At 37.1% G+C, this 18,807-nt stretch carries 16 protein-coding genes and 1 riboswitch; of the genes, 7 read left to right on the top strand and 9 right to left on the bottom strand.

The features are described 5' to 3' along the window. Positions 1-3: 3 nt before the first annotated feature. Entirely contained in the window at positions 4-1,692 is a 1,689-nt protein-coding gene (gene alsS / locus NHG49_RS04740) for an acetolactate synthase AlsS (protein ID WP_258125580.1), read from the bottom strand. Between the two features lie 359 nt (positions 1,693-2,051). On the opposite strand from alsS, the gene NHG49_RS04735 reads away from it, so the two are divergent. Next, positions 2,052-2,609 (top strand): HAAS signaling domain-containing protein, encoded by a 558-nt coding sequence (locus tag NHG49_RS04735; protein WP_064473842.1) that lies wholly within the window; start codon positions 2,052-2,054, stop codon positions 2,607-2,609. 24 nt (positions 2,610-2,633) lie between these two features. Continuing rightward, positions 2,634-3,230, top strand: a complete 597-nt coding sequence (locus NHG49_RS04730; RefSeq protein WP_098111017.1) for an NDxxF motif lipoprotein — start codon at positions 2,634-2,636, stop codon at positions 3,228-3,230. Positions 3,231-3,272: 42 nt separating this feature from the next. Here the strand turns inward: NHG49_RS04730 and NHG49_RS04725 are convergent, their stop codons facing one another. Continuing rightward, entirely contained in the window at positions 3,273-3,629 is a 357-nt protein-coding gene (locus tag NHG49_RS04725) for a YlbF/YmcA family competence regulator (RefSeq protein ID WP_064473844.1), read from the bottom strand. 142 nt (positions 3,630-3,771) lie between these two features. Then, complete coding sequence (locus NHG49_RS04720; RefSeq protein WP_142289396.1) at positions 3,772-4,908, bottom strand: DUF445 domain-containing protein; 1,137 nt, start codon at positions 4,906-4,908, stop codon at positions 3,772-3,774. Positions 4,909-5,042: 134 nt separating this feature from the next. Here NHG49_RS04720 and NHG49_RS04715 point away from each other — a divergent pair, with 134 nt between their 5' ends. Together NHG49_RS04715 and NHG49_RS04710 are read left to right on the top strand one after the other, a co-directional pair. Next, the gene (locus NHG49_RS04715) at positions 5,043-6,095 is read left to right on the top strand and encodes a YheC/YheD family protein (RefSeq protein ID WP_000242701.1); all 1,053 of its coding nucleotides are present in this window, start codon (positions 5,043-5,045) and stop codon (positions 6,093-6,095) included. 20 nt (positions 6,096-6,115) lie between these two features. Then, a complete protein-coding gene (locus NHG49_RS04710) occupies positions 6,116-7,576 on the top strand; it encodes a YheC/YheD family endospore coat-associated protein (RefSeq protein ID WP_064473845.1) in 1,461 nt (486 codons plus the stop codon). 16 nt (positions 7,577-7,592) lie between these two features. Here the strand turns inward: NHG49_RS04710 and NHG49_RS04705 are convergent, their stop codons facing one another. Next, a complete protein-coding gene (locus tag NHG49_RS04705) occupies positions 7,593-7,838 on the bottom strand; it encodes a hypothetical protein (protein WP_000510463.1) in 246 nt (81 codons plus the stop codon). A 438-nt stretch (positions 7,839-8,276) separates the two neighbouring features. Here NHG49_RS04705 and sasP point away from each other — a divergent pair, with 438 nt between their 5' ends. Further along, positions 8,277-8,480, top strand: a complete 204-nt coding sequence (sasP, locus tag NHG49_RS04700; protein WP_000013349.1) for a small acid-soluble spore protein, SasP family — start codon at positions 8,277-8,279, stop codon at positions 8,478-8,480. 51 nt (positions 8,481-8,531) lie between these two features. Here sasP and NHG49_RS04695 read toward each other — a convergent pair whose 3' ends face one another. The 5 genes from NHG49_RS04695 to NHG49_RS04675 form a co-directional block, all read right to left on the bottom strand. Further along, the gene (locus tag NHG49_RS04695; RefSeq protein ID WP_064473846.1) at positions 8,532-9,266 is read right to left on the bottom strand and encodes an amino acid ABC transporter ATP-binding protein; all 735 of its coding nucleotides are present in this window, start codon (positions 9,264-9,266) and stop codon (positions 8,532-8,534) included. A 28-nt stretch (positions 9,267-9,294) separates the two neighbouring features. Next, a complete protein-coding gene (locus NHG49_RS04690) occupies positions 9,295-9,993 on the bottom strand; it encodes an amino acid ABC transporter permease (RefSeq protein ID WP_033657688.1) in 699 nt (232 codons plus the stop codon). Further along, entirely contained in the window at positions 9,980-10,777 is a 798-nt protein-coding gene (locus tag NHG49_RS04685; RefSeq protein ID WP_000732853.1) for an amino acid ABC transporter substrate-binding protein, read from the bottom strand. The genes NHG49_RS04690 and NHG49_RS04685 overlap by 14 nt, the downstream gene beginning before the upstream one ends. Positions 10,778-11,049: 272 nt before the next feature. Next, positions 11,050-13,050: an ABC transporter ATP-binding protein gene (locus tag NHG49_RS04680; protein WP_064473847.1), complete on the bottom strand. Its 2,001-nt coding sequence runs from the start codon at positions 13,048-13,050 to the stop codon at positions 11,050-11,052. Beyond that, positions 13,047-14,807, bottom strand: a complete 1,761-nt coding sequence (locus tag NHG49_RS04675) for an ABC transporter ATP-binding protein (protein WP_088047952.1) — start codon at positions 14,805-14,807, stop codon at positions 13,047-13,049. Before NHG49_RS04675 ends, NHG49_RS04680 begins: the two co-directional genes overlap by 4 nt. 596 nt (positions 14,808-15,403) lie before the next feature. Here NHG49_RS04675 and gapN point away from each other — a divergent pair. Together gapN and NHG49_RS04665 are read left to right on the top strand one after the other, a co-directional pair. Beyond that, positions 15,404-16,843, top strand: coding sequence for an NADP-dependent glyceraldehyde-3-phosphate dehydrogenase (gapN, locus tag NHG49_RS04670; protein WP_000213622.1), 1,440 nt, complete (start codon positions 15,404-15,406; stop codon positions 16,841-16,843). Between the two features lie 178 nt (positions 16,844-17,021). Beyond that, positions 17,022-17,203, top strand: a riboswitch (Lysine riboswitch). A 146-nt stretch (positions 17,204-17,349) separates the two neighbouring features. Next, positions 17,350-18,774: an amino acid permease gene (locus NHG49_RS04665; RefSeq protein ID WP_064473849.1), complete on the top strand. Its 1,425-nt coding sequence runs from the start codon at positions 17,350-17,352 to the stop codon at positions 18,772-18,774. The last annotated feature ends 33 nt before the right edge of the window (positions 18,775-18,807 follow it).

Here is an 18,807-nt window from a genome sequence, read left to right as displayed (position 1 = left end):
CCATTAGTTTAATTGGTTTGGTAATAATTTTTCGCTTAATTTAATGTTGTCACGGTAGTCAATTGGAACATCAATAATGACAGGGCCGTCTGCTGCTAGTGCTTCTTTTAATACACCTTCTAATTCATCAGGCGTGTTAACGCGAAGACCTTTTGCACCGAAGCTTTCTGCATATTTCACAAGATCGACATCGCCAAACTCTGTAGCTGATGTTCTACCGTATTTCATCATTTGTTGGAACGCAACCATATCATACGTACCGTCTCTCCATACAAGATGTACGATCGGTGCGTTTAAACGTACCGCTGTTTCTAATTCCATCGAAGAGAATAAGAAACCACCATCACCTGACACGGAAACAACTTTCTTGCCCGGTTCAACTAAAGTAGCGGCAATCGCCCAAGGAAGTGCAACACCTAACGTTTGCATACCGTTACTAAATAATAATCTACGTGGTTCATAAGAACGGAAACATCTTGCCATCCAAATAGAATGTGAACCGATGTCACATGTCACAGTTGTATCGTCACTAATTAAAGAACGAAGTGTACGAATAACTTGAAGCGGATGCGTAACACCTTCTGAAGCACGGTCTGGAACTTCTGCTTGTTCTGATAATTTCGCGCGTAATCGTTCTAACACTGCTTCTGATTTCGAACTTAATACAAGTTTCGGTAATTTTTCTGCAATGCTATTTACAGTTAAAGCGATATCGCCAATTAATTCACGCTCTGGTTGGTAATCATGGTCGATATCCGCTTGATGGTCATCAAGATGAATAATCGTTCTGTCTCCAAGTTTATTCCAGAATTTAGGATCATACTCAATTGGGTCATAACCGATCGAAATAACAAGGTCTGCTTCTTCTAGTAAAATATCACCTGGTTGGTTACGGAATAATCCAACGCGGCCGAAGAAATGATCTTCTAACTCACGTGAAATCGCGCCAGCTGCTTGATATGTTTCAACGACAGGAAGTTCTGTATCAGCAATTAATTCACGAACCGCTTTCGTTACTGCATTCGTGCTCGCTCTCATACCGAGTAAAATAACTGGTAATTTCGCTGATTTTATTTTTTCTACTACATATGTAATTTCATGTGTGGGAGCGATTCCAAGCTGTGGCTTAGAAAGCGCACCGATAGACTCTACAGTCGTTTCCGCAGTCATAACGTCTTGCGGAAGACTTACTAAAGTAGCTCCTGGATTTGTGGAAGTCGCACTTCTAAATGCATTACTAAGTGCTTCTGGCACATTATCAGGATGCTCTACTTCTACGCTATATTTTGTGATTGGTTCGAATAGTGCAGCATTATCCATAGATTGATGCGTACGCTTTAATCTATCCGTACGTGGAACTGCACCAGCTAAAGCAACAACGGGATCACTCTCCGCATTCGCAGTAACAAGACCTGTCGCTAAATTCGATGTCCCTGGTCCTGAAGTTACAAGACATACACCCGGTTTCCCTGTTAATCTACCAATAGCAGCTGCCATAAATGCTGCGTTTTGTTCATGACGACAAACAATTAACTCTGGTCCTCTTTCTTGCAGTACATCAAATACAGAGTCAATCTTCGCTCCTGGAATACCGAAAACATGTGCCACACCTTGTTTAATTAAACAATCAACAACAAGATCTGCTCCTTTTGTTTTTGTTTTCACGTCGTTTGCTTTTACACCTGTACTCAAACTAATCATCCCTTTATTTCATAATGTGTGTAATAAAGATTTTTAATTTCACCTAGTTAATTAATGTGGTGAAGTATTATTTATCATTATATTACAAATGCATTATTTTTCCAACAATATGAATTTGGCAGTTTTTTGACAACCATTAAGGAATACGCTTACAACCCTTTGTTTATCCTAGAATAATAATTTTATATCTCATCTAAAAATGCACGAAAAACTTTCATCTAGTCACAGTATTAAAAACATTACAGTACCTTGCAAAGAACAATACTAAATGATATATTTGTAAATATTGGAATACCCAGCAATTGGAATGTGTTTTGTAATTCATCATTTTATAAAGGAAAGTGATTGTTATGAACAAAAGTGAATTTTTGGAACAACTTAGTTCTTCCCTGCGGAATATGCCTAATGTAGAAAAGAAAGATATTATTTCGGAGTATGAAACTCATTTTATCAGTGGTAAACAAGATGGGAAATGTGAAGAAGAAATTGCTAGAAAACTAGGAAACCCTAAAACGATCGCGAAAGAACTTACTGTTTCCTATGCAATAAGCAATGCTGACAATAAACGAAGCTTTAAAAATATGATAACTGCACTATTTTCTGTTATGAGCTTAAGTGTTTTAAACTTTACCTTTATCATTATCGCCTTTTTCGTATTACTCTTTTTATTACCGATCCTTCTAGCACTTATCATTGCTACTCCATTATTAATTATTTCACCTATTTTATTAATAGGATTAGGATTTTTCAAAGGGTTTCATCAAATTAGTTATTCCGATGTTTATAATGTGTTCATCGCTTTTTGCAGCGGTTTGCTCATATCTGTCATATCTTACCAAATGGTAAAACATCTATACGCAACTTTAGTAAAGTATTTGAAATGGAATATAGCTATTTTACAAAGATAATAATGAATATAAAAGGAGATTAAAATGAAGAAGTATACTTTATATCTACTCATGTTACTTACAATTTTATTTCTATCAGCTTGTTCAAACAGTGCACAACCTACGGAAGAAAACGATATAGAATCTATTAAAGATGTAACGATTAAAATTCCAGAAACTATATTCACTTCCTCACAAAAGAATGTAACGATTAACGAAGACGAAATGAAACAAAATATAAAAACGTATTTAGATTATAGCGGGGAGTTAGACGAAAATATCGTTCCACTTTCATCAGCCATGTCTGACGAGGAAGTCACGGAATCCGACCGAAAGAAATTAAAACAACTAGTAGATTTAGCAAAACAAAATGATGCGAATTTCCATGATTTTATTAGTAACAATACGATCCCTGATGATTACAAACAGCCTTCGAAGGAAATTCATGATTTTATTTCAGCGTCTACGGCACTTTCAGTAGAACTAGAGCAAGAATTAGACAAAATCGCGCAAGATGGTAACTTATTCAAAACTGATTTTTCTTTTACAAAACGCTTTGAGCAAGTTAATGGTAGGAAGCAAAAAGAAATTGAAAAGTTTTTGAAGGAAAAGAAGATTGAGACTGAGTATTTCCACAAATAACAAACAAAAAAGACGCTCCCATACCAGGAGCGTCTTCCACTATTACGCTTGTTGTTGCGCGTTATATAATTCTTCAAGTGGCTGCATGATAATTTTGTTAACGTCAGTGATAACGATGTTTAGGCGTTGTTCAGTTTCCATTAACTTTGTGATTTTAGCATCTTGTTGAATGCGAGCTACAACTTCTTGTGCTTTTTGGTTATCTTCTTCAGTGATTTCTTGACCTTGCATCATTTTTTGTTGTAAGCCAAGTTGCATTGTACGGAACTCATCGAATAAGTTCTTTGAAGCCGCATCACCTTGAACTGCTGCGTAGCTTGCTTTTAATGTTTGGAAATCTTCGTTTTCAGCGATTGCTTTTTGTAATTCATATGCAACATCATGAATGTTTTTTGTCATTTTATTTTTCCTCCTTTAGAAGGCTAGCGCTTTTCGCTCACACTGCCTTTTAAGTGCATTTACATACGCACCTCTTCTTACCATATCAAACTATGCAAGAGATGTGAAGAAATTTCACTTTTATTTCTATGTACTCACCTTATTATCTAAGAAACAACAGTAACAGTCCTTGCAAGAGCCCAATCATCCCGCCTAATAGTGCTCCTAAATACGTAATCATTTTCAGTTCATTTTTCGTAATGGACAGCACTAAATCTTCTAGTCTCTCTGTTGAAAACGTAGACACTTCTTGCTGGACAATTTCCGCAAGGTGGAGATTGTTTAATATACTCTCTACGTTTTCTGTTCCCCACTTCAAGCCTTTTGTTACTGCACTTGGAAGCACTTTTTCAATAATTGTTTCTCGAACTGGCTCACATACTTGCTGCACAGATTGATTTAAAAACTTATTCACTGTTTCTTCAACTTTAACTGCTGACAATATGGAGCTTACAATCATTTCTTTTTCTACAAACGTTTCTAATTCTTTTACATCTCTTCCTTTTAACTTTTCCCACTCTTTTTGCAGTACATCAGTTAAAAGCTGCTTTGTGCCATCTTGCCCTAAAAACTTAATAACTTCTGGCTGTACACGATCCACTACACTTACATTTCCTAAAAACATTCCGACTAAGTTAAGCAGCGTTCCCCTAGAAGCAAAGAAATCATCAATCATTTTTGAAAGACGTGCTTTCCCTTCTTCACTTTCAAAAAAACGAATTCCTCGATCTAAAATAAAAGCCGAGACATTTGGAATCGCATTCTCTATTTTTTCATGAACAGAATGAGGTAAAGCCTGTTCCCATGTATATGTATAATACTCTGCTAAAAATGCCTCTATTTTTTCTGTAATCACATGTTCGATTTTCTCGGTTGCTTCTTTTTCTACATGCGCTACGTTCCATTTTTCTAACATTTGTCGTAACGACTGTTCATTCGTAATTACTTTATCCACTTCTACTTGTGTCCATTGAATTAAACTTTTTTGAAACTCTTCATTTGTTAATTTCTTTCCGATTCCTTCTGGCGTTAACAAATGTTCGACAACCATTTTTCCTAATTGAACAGCAAGTTCATCGCGGCGCTTCGGAATTAACCCTGGTGTAAATGGAACTTGAAACTTTCCAATATAAATAGGGCGATGAGGACGAAATAACATTTTTATCGCTAAATGATTTGTGAATCCTCCAATAATCGCTCCGAGCCCTGTCGTCGTTAACATACTTAACCATATATTCATTACAATCAACCTTTCGCTTCTCCAAAACTATAGCATATCATCATACGGACAAAAGTATAATGGTATAAAAACGTATTTGCAATATATAGCTATGCCTATTATGTCAACATTTTGTTAGTAAAGGAGTGATTTCGTTGGTTCTCGGTATTTTAACTTCTCACCCTCATTATGAGCAAATGTATTACACCGAAATCGCTAAACGCGCTCGGTTTTATCATAATGTCGTTGCCCAGTTTACGCCATTTGGTATTGATCCTAAAACAGATCTTGTCTCTGGTCTGATTTATGATACAGATACAGGAAAATGGAAAGAGCAAATATTCCCTATTCCTTCTTATATTTACGATCGTTCTTCTTTTAACGAGGAAACTGACTTCGACAAAGCAAAATCAATTATTCATTCATTACACAACCGTGCTTCCACTACCTTTTTAAATAACACACTCATTGACTTGAGCGAACTACATGATTTATTTCTCACGAATAAAAAATTATCTCCTTATATACCAAAATTCGAAATAGCAACGATACAAAACATTTTCAAACTGTTATTAAAAACAAAAGATATTATTATACGGCCTACTAACACACATTCCAATGAAAGTCTGTACCGGATCGCTTATAAAAATAAAACGTTTCATATCGATACGATAAATGATGACTATCATACTTCTACTCCAATCAAACGGACAGATGAATTTATATCTTGGTACAAATCTAACATACGATCAGCACGTTACATCACCCATACAATGCTGCAACCACCAAATCAATTAACATACCCGCTTCATATTCGAACCATTTTGCAAAAAAATAAAGAACAGAAGTGGACTGCTATCGGCCAATTTATACAAAAAAGCTCATTTCCGAATCAACTTTTACTTTCAGCAACAGATGATTCCTCGCTGCATTCATTTTCAAAAATTAAATACGTACTATCTAGTACCGGTGTACAATTATTACAAGACGCTTTACATGACATTATAAATGAAGTGTTTCAAACATTAGATGAATCTTATTCTTCGTTATTCGAGCTAGAGCTTTCCACCATTATGGATCAAAAAGGGGCAATTTGGCTTATGTATGTCAACACGATTCCCCCGTACGAACATTACATTCGTCATAGTGATGCACTAGCCGAAAAAATATATCACGGACCACTAAAGTTTAGTCGCTTCACACCATAATGAAAGGAGGTAACACCATTTTGAAAGAGCACATATATACATTAAATATTTCAGATGAGCATCCAAATAGTATTACTTTACCTTATATTTTTTCCATTACACCACCAATTGCATCTCTTTCCTTCGGCGTACGCCATGTTGCAAGTGAAGAGGTGAAAATTCATTATTCCTTTACTCGCGAAATCATTATCGGAAAACAAATTGCAGAGAAACTTTTACTTCCTCATTCCACTACTATCCATGCATTCACGCAAAATGAAACCATTATTTTCGGACCGTTAATCGGGATTTTCACAACTGGTTTTAACGATGACTCTTCTAATCCTTTAGGAAACCGTTCAACTTCTCTCAGTGAGTTACTAACGCCGCCATTCACCTTGCGACCATTTGTATTTGTTTTTGGTGTGCAACATATAAACTGGGCAGACGAAACAATTGAAGGGTATTTCTTTCAAGAGGAACAGTGGATTAAGAAAAAAGTCCCTTTACCGAATGTCATTTATGATCGATTACCAAATCGGAAAGCCGAAAATTATAAACCGATCGTAAGAGCAAAAAGAAAATTAGAGCATGACTATGCTATTCCATGGTTTAATCCAGGCTTTTTCAATAAATGGGAAGTGCATCAACTTCTTATGAAAGATGAATCCATTATTCCCTTATTACCAAACACGGAAGCTTTTCAACATTTCGAACAAGTAGAACGCTTTCTTGGCACGTATAAATCTGTTTACATGAAACCGATACACGGTAGCTTCGGGAGAAACATTCATCAAATATTTTACTCTCAAACAGAGAATTGCTACTACTGTCGTTATCGCGAAAATGAAGAAAATAAACTAAGAAAGTACCAATCATTAGAAACGCTTCTGAACCATGTATTAAAAGGACATGATTTAAAAAAATTTATCGTACAACAAGGTATTTCCTTACTTCGCTTCGATGGGCAACCTGTTGATTTTCGCATTCACACAAATAAAAATCATTTTGGCCAATGGATGGTCAGTGCAATCGTTGCAAAAATTGCTGGCAAAGGTAGCTTAACAACGCATGTAAATAGCGGTGGCGATACAAAATTACTGCAAGAACTTTTTCCGGATTCAACGAAACAAGTTCAAATTGAAAATAAATTAAAACATACAGCCTTACAAATCAGTTACGCGCTCGATGAACAAGTAACCGGAAATATTGGAGAGATTGGTTTTGATATCGGTTTAGACACGCAAGAAAACCCGTGGCTCTTTGAAGCAAACTCTAAACCTGGGCGAACTGTATTCCAAGATGAAAAGTTAAAAGAACAAAGTGAACTGACGCGCCAATTATTTTACGAATATGCCATCTACTTAACTGAACATTCTTTGCGCGATGCAAAAGAAAAAATGGCTCAAATAAAATCCGGAACTCCATCAAACACCGAACATATCCCATCCCCTATGATTCACTCACAAATACGAAAACAAAAACTTCCACCTCATTCATAAGGTGGAAGTTTTCTATTTACACAAGTTTCACTACAACCTCTGTTTCCACATTACACATCCCGCAATAAAAAACATGATTGCAGTACTCTTGTGAATTACTATGTGTTAAACCATCTACTGCACTTAATAATTCTTGATCCATATACGCACTATAATCGTCTATGTAATCTACAGTTTTCCCATAATCTTGGAGTATACCTTGGCAATTTTGACAAGAATATGTTTGTGATTCTAATGCGTTGCAAAGCGGGCAAATTCCCATCACGATTCCTCCATACGTTATCATTTACAAGCAGATTGAAGAGAGCATCTAGCCGTGCATAGGAGCGTCCTGTCCCCCTACTTAAAATAGAACTATAAAATTGCTACCGATTTAATTTTAGTAAGTCATAAATAAGAAGTTAATGATTTGCCCCACAATAGCGGGATACAAAAAGAAAACCATATTTCATATCGCTCTTAGTTTAGCCTTCTTTCTAAAAAATACAACGATTACTCTTATTTCATAATTTACGAAATCACTAAGATTTTTTTACAAAATTTACAAATTATTATTTCGTATATCTTTCTAGGTAACATCCATACTATGAGTACAAACTTAATTACCGATGGATTAGCGCCAAACGGGGCGATAATCTGGTTCAAATCCAGCTAGTCCAACCAAAAAAAATTTTTCTAACTCTAAGGAGGATATATTCCTATGGCAAACCAAAGTTCTTACAATCAATTAGTAGTACCAGGAGCAACAGCTGCAATCGATCAAATGAAGTACGAAATCGCTCAAGAATTTGGTGTACAATTAGGGGCAGATTCTACGGCTCGCGCTAACGGTTCTGTTGGTGGAGAAATTACAAAACGTCTAGTTGCAATGGCTGAGCAAAGCCTTGGCGGATTCCAAAAATAAATATATATGGCAAAAAGGTCTCAAGGCATATGCCTTGAGACCTTCCTTCATTTACTGCAACATTTGTAAAAACTTCTTCGTGCGTTCTTCTTTTGGATTTGTAAATACATCTTCTGGTGTACCTTGTTCGACAACGACACCGCCATCCATGAAAATAACGCGGTTCGCAATTTGATGCGCAAAACGCATTTCGTGCGTTACAATCACCATCGTCATGCCTTCTTTAGCAAGTTCTTTCATTACTTTCAGAACTTCTTGAACAAGTTCAGGATCAAGTGCTGACGTCGGTTCATCAAATAGTAATACTTCCGGCTCCATCGCAAGCGCGCGAGCAATTCCAACGCGCTGTTGTTGTCCGCCTGATAATTGGAACGGATATAAGTCTACTTTATCCGCAAGACCAACTTTTTCAAGGAAATAGTTTGCTTTTTTCTTCGCTTCTTCTTTCCCCATCTTTTTCACTGTAATGAGCCCTTCCATTACATTTTGAAGTGCTGTTAAATGAGGGAATAGATTATGGTGCTGGAATACCATACCTGTTTGCGTACGAAGATTGACAATATCTTTCTTCGATACTTTTTGAGAGAAGTCGAGCTCTTTATTACCGATGCGAATATTACCAGCGTTCGGCGTTTCTAACACGTTGAGACAACGCAGGAATGTCGTTTTACCAGATCCCGATGGCCCGATAATAACAACAACTTCCCCCTTCTCAACTGATAAATCTATATGTTTTAGTACGGTATTATCTCCGAAACTTTTTTGTAAATGTTGAATTGAAATCATAAAAACAAAAACTCCTTTTATGAAAGGGTTATTTTAGAGTGTAACGTTCTGAACGTTTTTCTAATATTTGTTGCACAATAGATAATAAGAAGCAAATTGCCCAATAAATTAGACCTGCTTCGAAATAAACAATTAAAAACTCGTAGTTCATTGCCGCAATTTCCTGCGCTTTTCGGAACATTTCTGTTACTAAAATTAACGATGCTAATGAAGTATCCTTCACTAAACTAATAAATGTATTCGAAAGCGGCGGAATAGATACTCGCGTTGCCTGCGGTAAAATAACACGTTTTAATGCTTGCGGGTATGTCATCCCAATTGTGTAAGCTGCTTCCCACTGTCCTTTCGGGATTGAAAGGATAGAAGCACGAATAATTTCAGATGCATACGCACCAACATTTAACGAGAATCCAATAACTGCTGCTGTATATGGCTCAACTTCAATATTAAGAGTTGGAAGACCATAGAAAATAATAAATAACTGTACAAGAAGTGGCGTTCCGCGAATGATAGATACATAGATACGAGCAATCCATTGTAAAATACGACTACCTGAAATACGTGCAAGCGCCGTTAACGTCGCAAGTATAATCCCGATAATAAATGTAATAAGCGTTAATGGAATTGTCGTAAATACAGCTTCCTTCAGCATAGGCATGAAGGAAGACTGCATAATATCTATCCAAGTAGACAATCGATCTGAAACCAGCGCACTACTTAGATACATTTTCACCGAACCATTTTTTCGCTATTTTATCGTACGTACCATCTTTTTTCATATCTTCTAACGCTTTATTTACTTCTTGTACTAGCTTGTCGCTACCTTTACGGAATAAGAATCCACTTTGTGACGCTTCTTTTTCTGTATCTACAATTTTAATTTTTGCATCTTTTTTCGTTTCTAAGTAGTTTAATACTGATAACTTATCATTAATTGTGAAATCAACGCGTCCAGTATTTAATAATTCTGCCGCTTGGCTAAATCCTTCTACATTCGTGATTTCCGCACCATTTTTCTTAGCAATATCTGCATAGTTACTTGTTAAAGATTGTGCTGCTTTTAATCCTTTTACATCAGCAAATGTAGCAGGTTTATCTTTATCCTTCGCAATAACTAATACCGCTGAAGATGAAACATATGGGCTAGAGAAGTCATATTTCTTTTGGCGATCTTCACGAATACCAACTTCGTTTGCAACCATGTCGAAACGTTTTGCATCTAGACCAGCAAGTAAGCTATCCCATTGTGTTTCTTTAAATACAGGTTTTACTCCTAAACGTTTTGAAACTTCTTCTGCTAATTCAACGTCAAATCCAGTTAATTTATTGCTTGAATCGTGGAATGTGAACGGTGGATATGTACCTTCTGTTCCAATTACAAGTTCACCACTTTGTTTTATCTTTTGTAACGCATCTTGACTAGCTGTATCTTTTTTCTCTTCTTTGCCGCAGCCTGCTACAATCCCGATCGCTAAAGTAGTTACTGCAAGAACTGAAAATAATTTTTTCATGATGGTAATCCTCCAAGTATTCTGATAGGAATTTAAAAACTATATTGATTGTATGCAATCTTGAACAATTTTTCAATGAAAATGTTCTTATTTAGTTTATCCTTTTTCTTCATAATCAAACAAAAGGGGAAAATAACGCTACATACAAAAAATAAGTAACATTTTTTAATATAGCATTTATAGATAAAAAGGTAAAACAATACTTCTTATTTAACTGTCATGATTCACTAAAAAAAGAACTTGCAAAAATCGCAAGTTCTCCTCCATACATATTAGGCGCTCTGGTTTCCTTCCATTTGCGTTTTGTACATATCGTAATAACGCCCACGCTTTTTCATTAGTTCATCATGAGAGCCTTTTTCTAAAATTGTTCCTCTATCAAGTACAATAATTTGATCTGCGCTTTTAATTGTGGAAAGACGGTGAGCGATAATAAATGTCGTTCTTCCTTTTTTCACAACTTCTAACGCTTGTTGGATCATCGCCTCTGTTTCTGTATCAATACTAGACGTTGCTTCATCTAAAATTAAAATGGCTGGGTCAAAAGCGAGTGCCCTAGCAAACGAAATAAGCTGACGTTCTCCAGTGGAAAGCGTGCTTCCCTTTTCTGTAATTTCTTCATTTATATTGTTCGCAAACCGTTCCGCACCAACATCACGCAATGCTTTTACGATGCGCTCTTTTGAAATTTTTTCGTTCTCTAAGCTTACATTAGAAGCGACCGTCCCGCTAAATAAAAACGGATCTTGCAGTACGATTCCCATATGTTCACGCGTTGCTTGTTTCGGCATCGCTTTTACATCGTGACCATCAATCGTCAGCTTCCCTTTTTCAAACTCATAAAACTGGAAGAGTACATTCATAATGGAACTTTTTCCTGATCCAGTATGACCGACAAGTGCCACTGTCTCGCCTTGTTTCGCTTCAAAAGAAATATTTTTTAGTACTTCATCTTTTCCATTATAAGAAAACGACACATTATCAAACTTTACATTTCCTTGTAAGCGAGGCATACGTTCCTCTTCTACTGCTTCCCCTTTTTCCTCTAACAATTCAAAAACACGTTCTGATGCAACACGCGATTGTTCCAAGTTAGCAAGCTGATTTACCATATTTGTAATTGGTGAGAACAATCGTGTTAAATAATCAACGAACGCATATAGTATCCCTAGAGAAATGACGCCTGAAGCACTTAATGAAGCGCCACCGAAGTACCAAATCACACCTGTGAAAGCTATATTTCTTAATACAGACACTAAATTATGAGAAGTTGCTGCATTTAAATTCAAAATTTTATTTTGATATTTAAAATAATCGCCATTTAATTCTTCAAACTCTTTTTTCGTTTCACGCTCTTGACGGAACGCTTGAATAATTGGCATACCTTGAATGGATTCATTAACTGTTCCATTAATATCAGATAAACGTGAACGCATTTTATGGTTGTATACAGATGCATACTTTCTATAAAGAATCGCCCACACAATTAAAATCGGGATGATAAGTAAACATAACGTCGCCAATTTTACATCGAGTAAAAATAGCGCAGCGAATATCCCGATAATATAAATGATACTAGAAACGAATGTCGCCAGTACCGTTACGTATAAATCACGAATGGCTTCCGTATCATTCGTAACACGTGATACAATTTTCCCTGCTGGTAAATGATCGAAATAACGAATCGGCAACGTTTGAATATGAGAAAAGACATCTTCCCTCATAATTTGAATAATTTTGTTCGCTGCCTTCTGTAGGAAAAATTGCTTTCCGTATGCAAATAATGAAACGACTACTAATAAAGCGAAGTAGCCACCACCAAGTAATAATAGGGGGTTTATTTCTGGTTTATAAAAAGCAAACACTTCTTCTTTCGTTAATGCTTTCGCTTTATACACTTGCACCGCCTTACCATTTTGAACGGTAATCATATCACCTTTTACAGTACGTGACCCTTCAGCATTCACTTTATTTGGCACAAAGTAATATTGAAAACCGACCTGCATTACGCGTACTTCTTTTCCTTTTTTCTCACCTTCCTGGAAGCGATCACTTCGCTTATAAAAGGCGCCATTATACGAAACAGCCTCTTCACTCTTTTCTGTTTCATACCAAGGTTTCTCTATCCCGACGATATGATCGTCAATCATCGTTTTCGCGACGAAAGGACCAGCAAGTTCTGCGATGACGAAAATAAATAACATTAGCATCGCTGCAAAAATCGTCCCTTTTACTTTCATCGCATATTGAAACAATCGTTTTGATACGCTCATATTTTCACCCCACTATCCGCACTTTCACTTTCCCCTTGTTGTCTTTCAAACTGCTCCGCATACCAGCCTCCGCTTTGAATAAGCTGTTCATGCGTACCTTCTTCCATTACTTCACCTTCATCCATAACGAGAATCCAATCCGCGTGTTGTACGGCAGATAAACGGTGCGTCGTAATAATCGTCGTCTTTCCGCTTCTTTCTGTTCTTATATTCTCGATGATCGCTGCTTCCGTACGAGCATCAACAGCTGATAAAGAATCGTCCAAAATTAAAATTTCCGGATTTTGAATAACAGCTCGCGCAATTGAAATCCTTTGTTTTTGCCCTCCTGATAAAGAAACACCCTTCTCTCCGACGAGCGTTTCTAACCCTTCTGGTAAAAACTCTAAATCCTTTGTAAACGCCGCAATTTCAATCGCTTTCTCGAGTTCTTCTTCCGTCGCTTCTCGGTTTCCAAATAAAATATTTTCCCTCGCTGTTTTGGAGAACAAAATATGTTCCTGAGGTACATACCCAATCCACCCGAGTACATTTTCATTCGTTATTTTATCTAACGTCACATCAGAGACTGCAATATCCCCATCTCCAAGCGGATATTGACGAAGAAGCTGACGTACGAGCGTCGTTTTTCCGCTTCCTGTTTTTCCAACAACCCCAAGCGTTTCCCCTTGTTTTAATGTAAACGAAACCTTTTTCAAATTTTCTCCAGTCGATGAAGGATATGAAAAGGAAACATCCTCAAACTGAATATAGTCCGGCTCTTGTACAAGCTTTGGATTTTTCGGATTCTTGACATCTGGTTCATACGCTAACGTTTCATTCACACGGTCTAATGATGCATTTCCTCTTTGCATAACATTAATTAATTCGCCAATTGCAAACATCGGCCAAATCATCATCCCTAAATACACGTTAAATGAAACGAGTTCGCCAAGTGTTACCTTTGATTGAAATACAAGATACGCGCCGTACACTAAACCAATTAAATAACTAAGACCGACAAGCATTTTCACAGTCGGCTGGAATAATGCATCGATTCTTGCTACCTTCATATTTTTTTCGTAGACGTCATCTCCTAACTGATGAAACCTTCCCTCATCTGCATTCTCTTGTACGTATGCACGAATAACGCGCACGCCAGCGATCGATTCAAGTACTTTATCATTCATATCTCCGAACGCATCTTGCGCAACGGTAAATCTCTCATGCAATTTCTTTCCATATATGTTCATCGCATACGCCATAATCGGAAGCGGTATAAGCGCCGCAAATGTAAGCTCCCAACTGATTGTAAATCCCATCATAAAGACAATCGTAAGCATATATAAACTCGAATCCACGAGCGTTAATATACCGAAACCAGCTGTCATAGCAATTGCTTTTAAATCATTTGTCGCTCTCGCCATTAAATCACCCGTACGATTTTTATGATAAAACGTCGGTGTCATTTTAAGTAAGTGCCCCATAAATTTGGAGCGCATCGTCTTCTCCAGTACGAATGCTCCCCCAAACAGCTGATGTTGCCAAACGAAAGTAAGACCATATCCAATTACCGTAACCCCTATTAAAATAAGAATAAATTGTATAATCGCCGCATTCGTTAACGTTCCTGTTTTTATATTATCAATCGTAACCCCTAACACTTTCGGGGGAATGACTTCAACTATATTTACAATTAAAAGAGCTCCAATGGCGATACTATATCTCTTCCAATGCTCTTTAAAAAACCATTTTAACTTTAGTAATACTGATAACAATGTAACCTCTCCCCTCTCGTTCTCGTTTCACTCCCATTTCTTTATCCACTATCTAGACCCATCACATTTACATTTCGTAACCCATACAATCTCATCACATTTTTCCACCTTCCAAAGTTTTTTATCGGAACCAAACAAGGGAAAATAAACAAAAAAAAGCATACCGCCGCTTGACGATATGCACAAAAATGCATAAAAGCGTACGTTACGATATACGCAACGTACGCTTTTCATAAGACAAAGATGCCCTATATATCCGTACGGGTTGCGTAATGATATGAATGTTTTCTGCCATTTAACAGAGCTAAGCCCATTACATTTACGATTACAATCATTACGCACACCCCCTTCATTTATTTTCCATTTATAATCTTACAACTTTATTGAGTATTCTGTCAATTGTTTTTTTTACAAACCGAATAAAAATATACGCTACATCATTTTGAAATAAGGGAATCTTCTGTAAGAAAGGGCATACAAAACAAAAAAAGAATAAGAAATCGTTTTCACAAACATTTCATTTGAAAAATGTTATCAAACACCCTACAATCACCTTATACTCACTCTTACAAGTTGCTATTTTAGGAGGACTAATCATGACAACTAGCAATACGTACAAATTTTATTTAAACGGAGAATGGAGAGAAAGCTCTTCAGGAGAAACAATCGAAATTCCATCTCCATACTTACACGAAGTAATTGGACAAGTACAAGCAATTACTCGCGGAGAAGTAGATGAAGCAATTGCATCTGCAAAAGAAGCTCAAAAATCATGGGCGGAAGCTTCTCTACAAGATCGCGCAAAATATTTATATAAATGGGCTGATGAGCTCGTAAATATGCAAGATGAAATTGCCGATATCATTATGAAAGAAGTCGGTAAAGGATATAAAGATGCGAAGAAAGAAGTTGTTCGTACAGCTGATTTCATTCGTTACACAATTGAAGAAGCTCTTCATATGCACGGAGAAAGCATGATGGGCGATAGCTTCCCTGGCGGAACGAAATCGAAACTTGCGATCATCCAACGCGCACCACTTGGTGTTGTATTAGCAATCGCACCATTTAACTACCCAGTAAACTTATCTGCTGCAAAACTTGCACCAGCATTAATTATGGGTAACGCTGTTATTTTCAAACCAGCAACTCAAGGTGCAATTAGCGGTATTAAAATGGTTGAAGCACTTCATAAAGCTGGCCTTCCAAAAGGTCTTGTAAACGTAGCTACAGGACGCGGTTCTGTAATTGGTGACTACTTAGTAGAGCACGAAGGTATCAATATGGTATCGTTCACAGGTGGTACAAACACAGGTAAACATTTAGCGAAAAAAGCTGCAATGATTCCACTTGTATTAGAACTTGGTGGTAAAGACCCTGGTATCGTTCGTGAAGATGCTGACTTACAAGATGCTGCAAACCATATCGTAAGCGGTGCATTCTCTTACTCTGGTCAACGTTGTACAGCTATTAAACGTGTACTTGTACACGAAAACGTAGCAGACGAGCTTGTTGGCTTATTAAAAGCGCAAGTAGCTGAGCTATCAGTTGGATCTCCAGAACAAGACAGCACAATCGTTCCATTAATCGACGACAAGTCTGCTGACTTCGTTCAAGGTTTAGTTGATGACGCTGTTGAAAAAGGTGCAACAATTGTTATCGGTAACAAACGTGAGCGTAACTTAATTTATCCAACATTAATCGACCACGTAACAGAAGAAATGAAAGTTGCTTGGGAAGAGCCATTCGGCCCAATCCTTCCAATCATCCGTGTTTCTTCAGATGAGCAAGCAATTGAGATTGCTAACAAATCAGAGTTCGGTCTGCAAGCAAGTGTCTTCACAAAAGACATTAACAAAGCATTTGCAATTGCTAACAAAATCGAAACTGGTTCTGTTCAAATTAACGGACGCACAGAGCGCGGCCCTGACCACTTCCCATTCATCGGTGTAAAAGGTTCAGGTATGGGCGCACAAGGTATTCGTAAGAGCCTTGAGTCTATGACACGTGAAAAAGTAACTGTATTAAACTTAGTTTAATCCTATATGTAGAAGCTGATCTAGTTTTAGATCAGCTTCTTTTTATATCAAATAATTATCCATTCCTAATCACAAACTCTTCTCTATAATCTGATTATTACTATATCCATTGACGTATAAAAATTCATTTGTTACTCTTAAAGACGTTAATTTAATATTTAAATCCTCATTCGTATCTCGGTGAGGTAGAGGTTGCAATCATTAAGAGTATCGTTTCAGGAGATGTAGTGGCATTGATGAAGGAATGAGAAAGGAATGATTGCCGAAGTAAGTTGTGTCCACCATGCACGCTTGCTGGGTCTGCATTTAATAAGTGCAGAACTGTCACAAACGTTTCGTTTGTGGAGAGCTATCGAGAGGTATGTCGTGGGTTTCTTATAAGATAGAAAGCATGTAGCGGCAAATTACGTGCTTTTTTTGTTTTGTTTGGGACTTCTCTTCTCTACTAAGAAGACATACATATCTCCTCGCTTGACTTGGTTATACTAACTTTGGAGGTATTTTCTATGCAACAAAAAAAATGGGGCTTTTGGGTACTAACAGCTTTCGTTGTCGGTAACATGGTTGGCGCTGGTATTTTCATGGTGCCAAGTACGTTAGCACAAACAGCAAGCCCTCTCGGTGTCACTTTAGCTTGGTTAACAACAGGGTTTGGTGTTTTAATGCTAGCTCTTGTTTTCGGTAATTTAGCAATTCGTCGTCCTGATTTAACGACAGGACCACAAAGTCATGCATATGCTTTATTCTCAACACCAAAAAAGAAAAAAATGGCTGGTTTCAGTATGGTATGGGGATATTGGGTTGCAAACTGGGCAAGTAACGTTGCCATCATTACATCTTTCGCGGGATATTTATCACTCTTCTTCCCAATTATGAAAGATACACGACTACTATTTTCAATCGGTTCTTTTAACATAGAAGTTGGAAAACTAATTACATTTACTATTTGTTCCATCTTACTTTGGGGAACTCATATTATATTAACAAACGGTGTAAGCGGAGCTGGAAAGTTAAACTTCTTAGCAACAACAACGAAAGTAACGGGATTCCTTTTATTCATCGTCGTTACGTTATTTGCATTCGAAGCTTCTAAATTTGGACAATGGTACACACCGATGATCGATAAATCAGGTGTATCACACGGCCTTCTTTCACAAGTAAACTTAGCCGCTCTTACAACGCTTTGGGCATTTATCGGAATTGAATCAGCAGTACTTTTATCAAACCGTGCTACCTCTCCTAAAACAGTAAAACGCGCAACAGTTGCGGGGTTACTTATTACAGTTGCGATTTACTTAGGAATTACAATTTTAACAATGGGTGTACTTCACGTTGATAAATTACAAGCTTCTGAACGTCCATTAGCAGACGCATTGAATGCTGCGATGGGTCATGGCGGCGGGAAACTGATGGCATTACTTGCTCTTACTTCCCTATTCGGTTCTATATTAGGCTGGATTTTATTAAGCTCAGAAGTACCGTATCAAGCAGCAAAAGAAGGTTTCTTCCCTTCCTTCTTCACGAAAACAAATAAAAAAGGAAGTCCAATTTACTCATTACGATTAACAAACATTATGTCGCAAGTGTTCTTATTCTCAACATTATCAGGAACCATTGCGGAAGCTTATACATTCGTTATTACCGTATCAACACTAGCTTACCTCATTCCATATCTCGTTTCACCAATCTTCCAGTTAAAACTAGTCGCTACTGGTGAAACATATAAAAATGAAATGCGGGCAAGAATTACAGATGGCATAGTCGCAGTAATCGCACTTTGCTACGCACTATGGGTTATTAAAACCGGCGCATCCGATATAAAAACGTTCCTTCTCGGAATTGGTTTATTCGTAATCGGATTTGCTTTCTATCCATTAATGAATCGTGATGAGAAAAAAAATAACGAAAAGAAAAACGAGCAAGTTGCGTAACGCAATTTGCTCGTTTTTTCTTTTATAAAACAT

The sequence above is a fragment of the Bacillus sp. IBL03825 genome, from assembly GCF_024712505.1.
GTDB lineage: Bacteria > Bacillota > Bacilli > Bacillales > Bacillaceae_G > Bacillus_A > Bacillus_A wiedmannii.
Note: the sequence above shows the minus strand (reverse complement) of the source record. Positions and strands in the feature narration are given on the sequence as shown.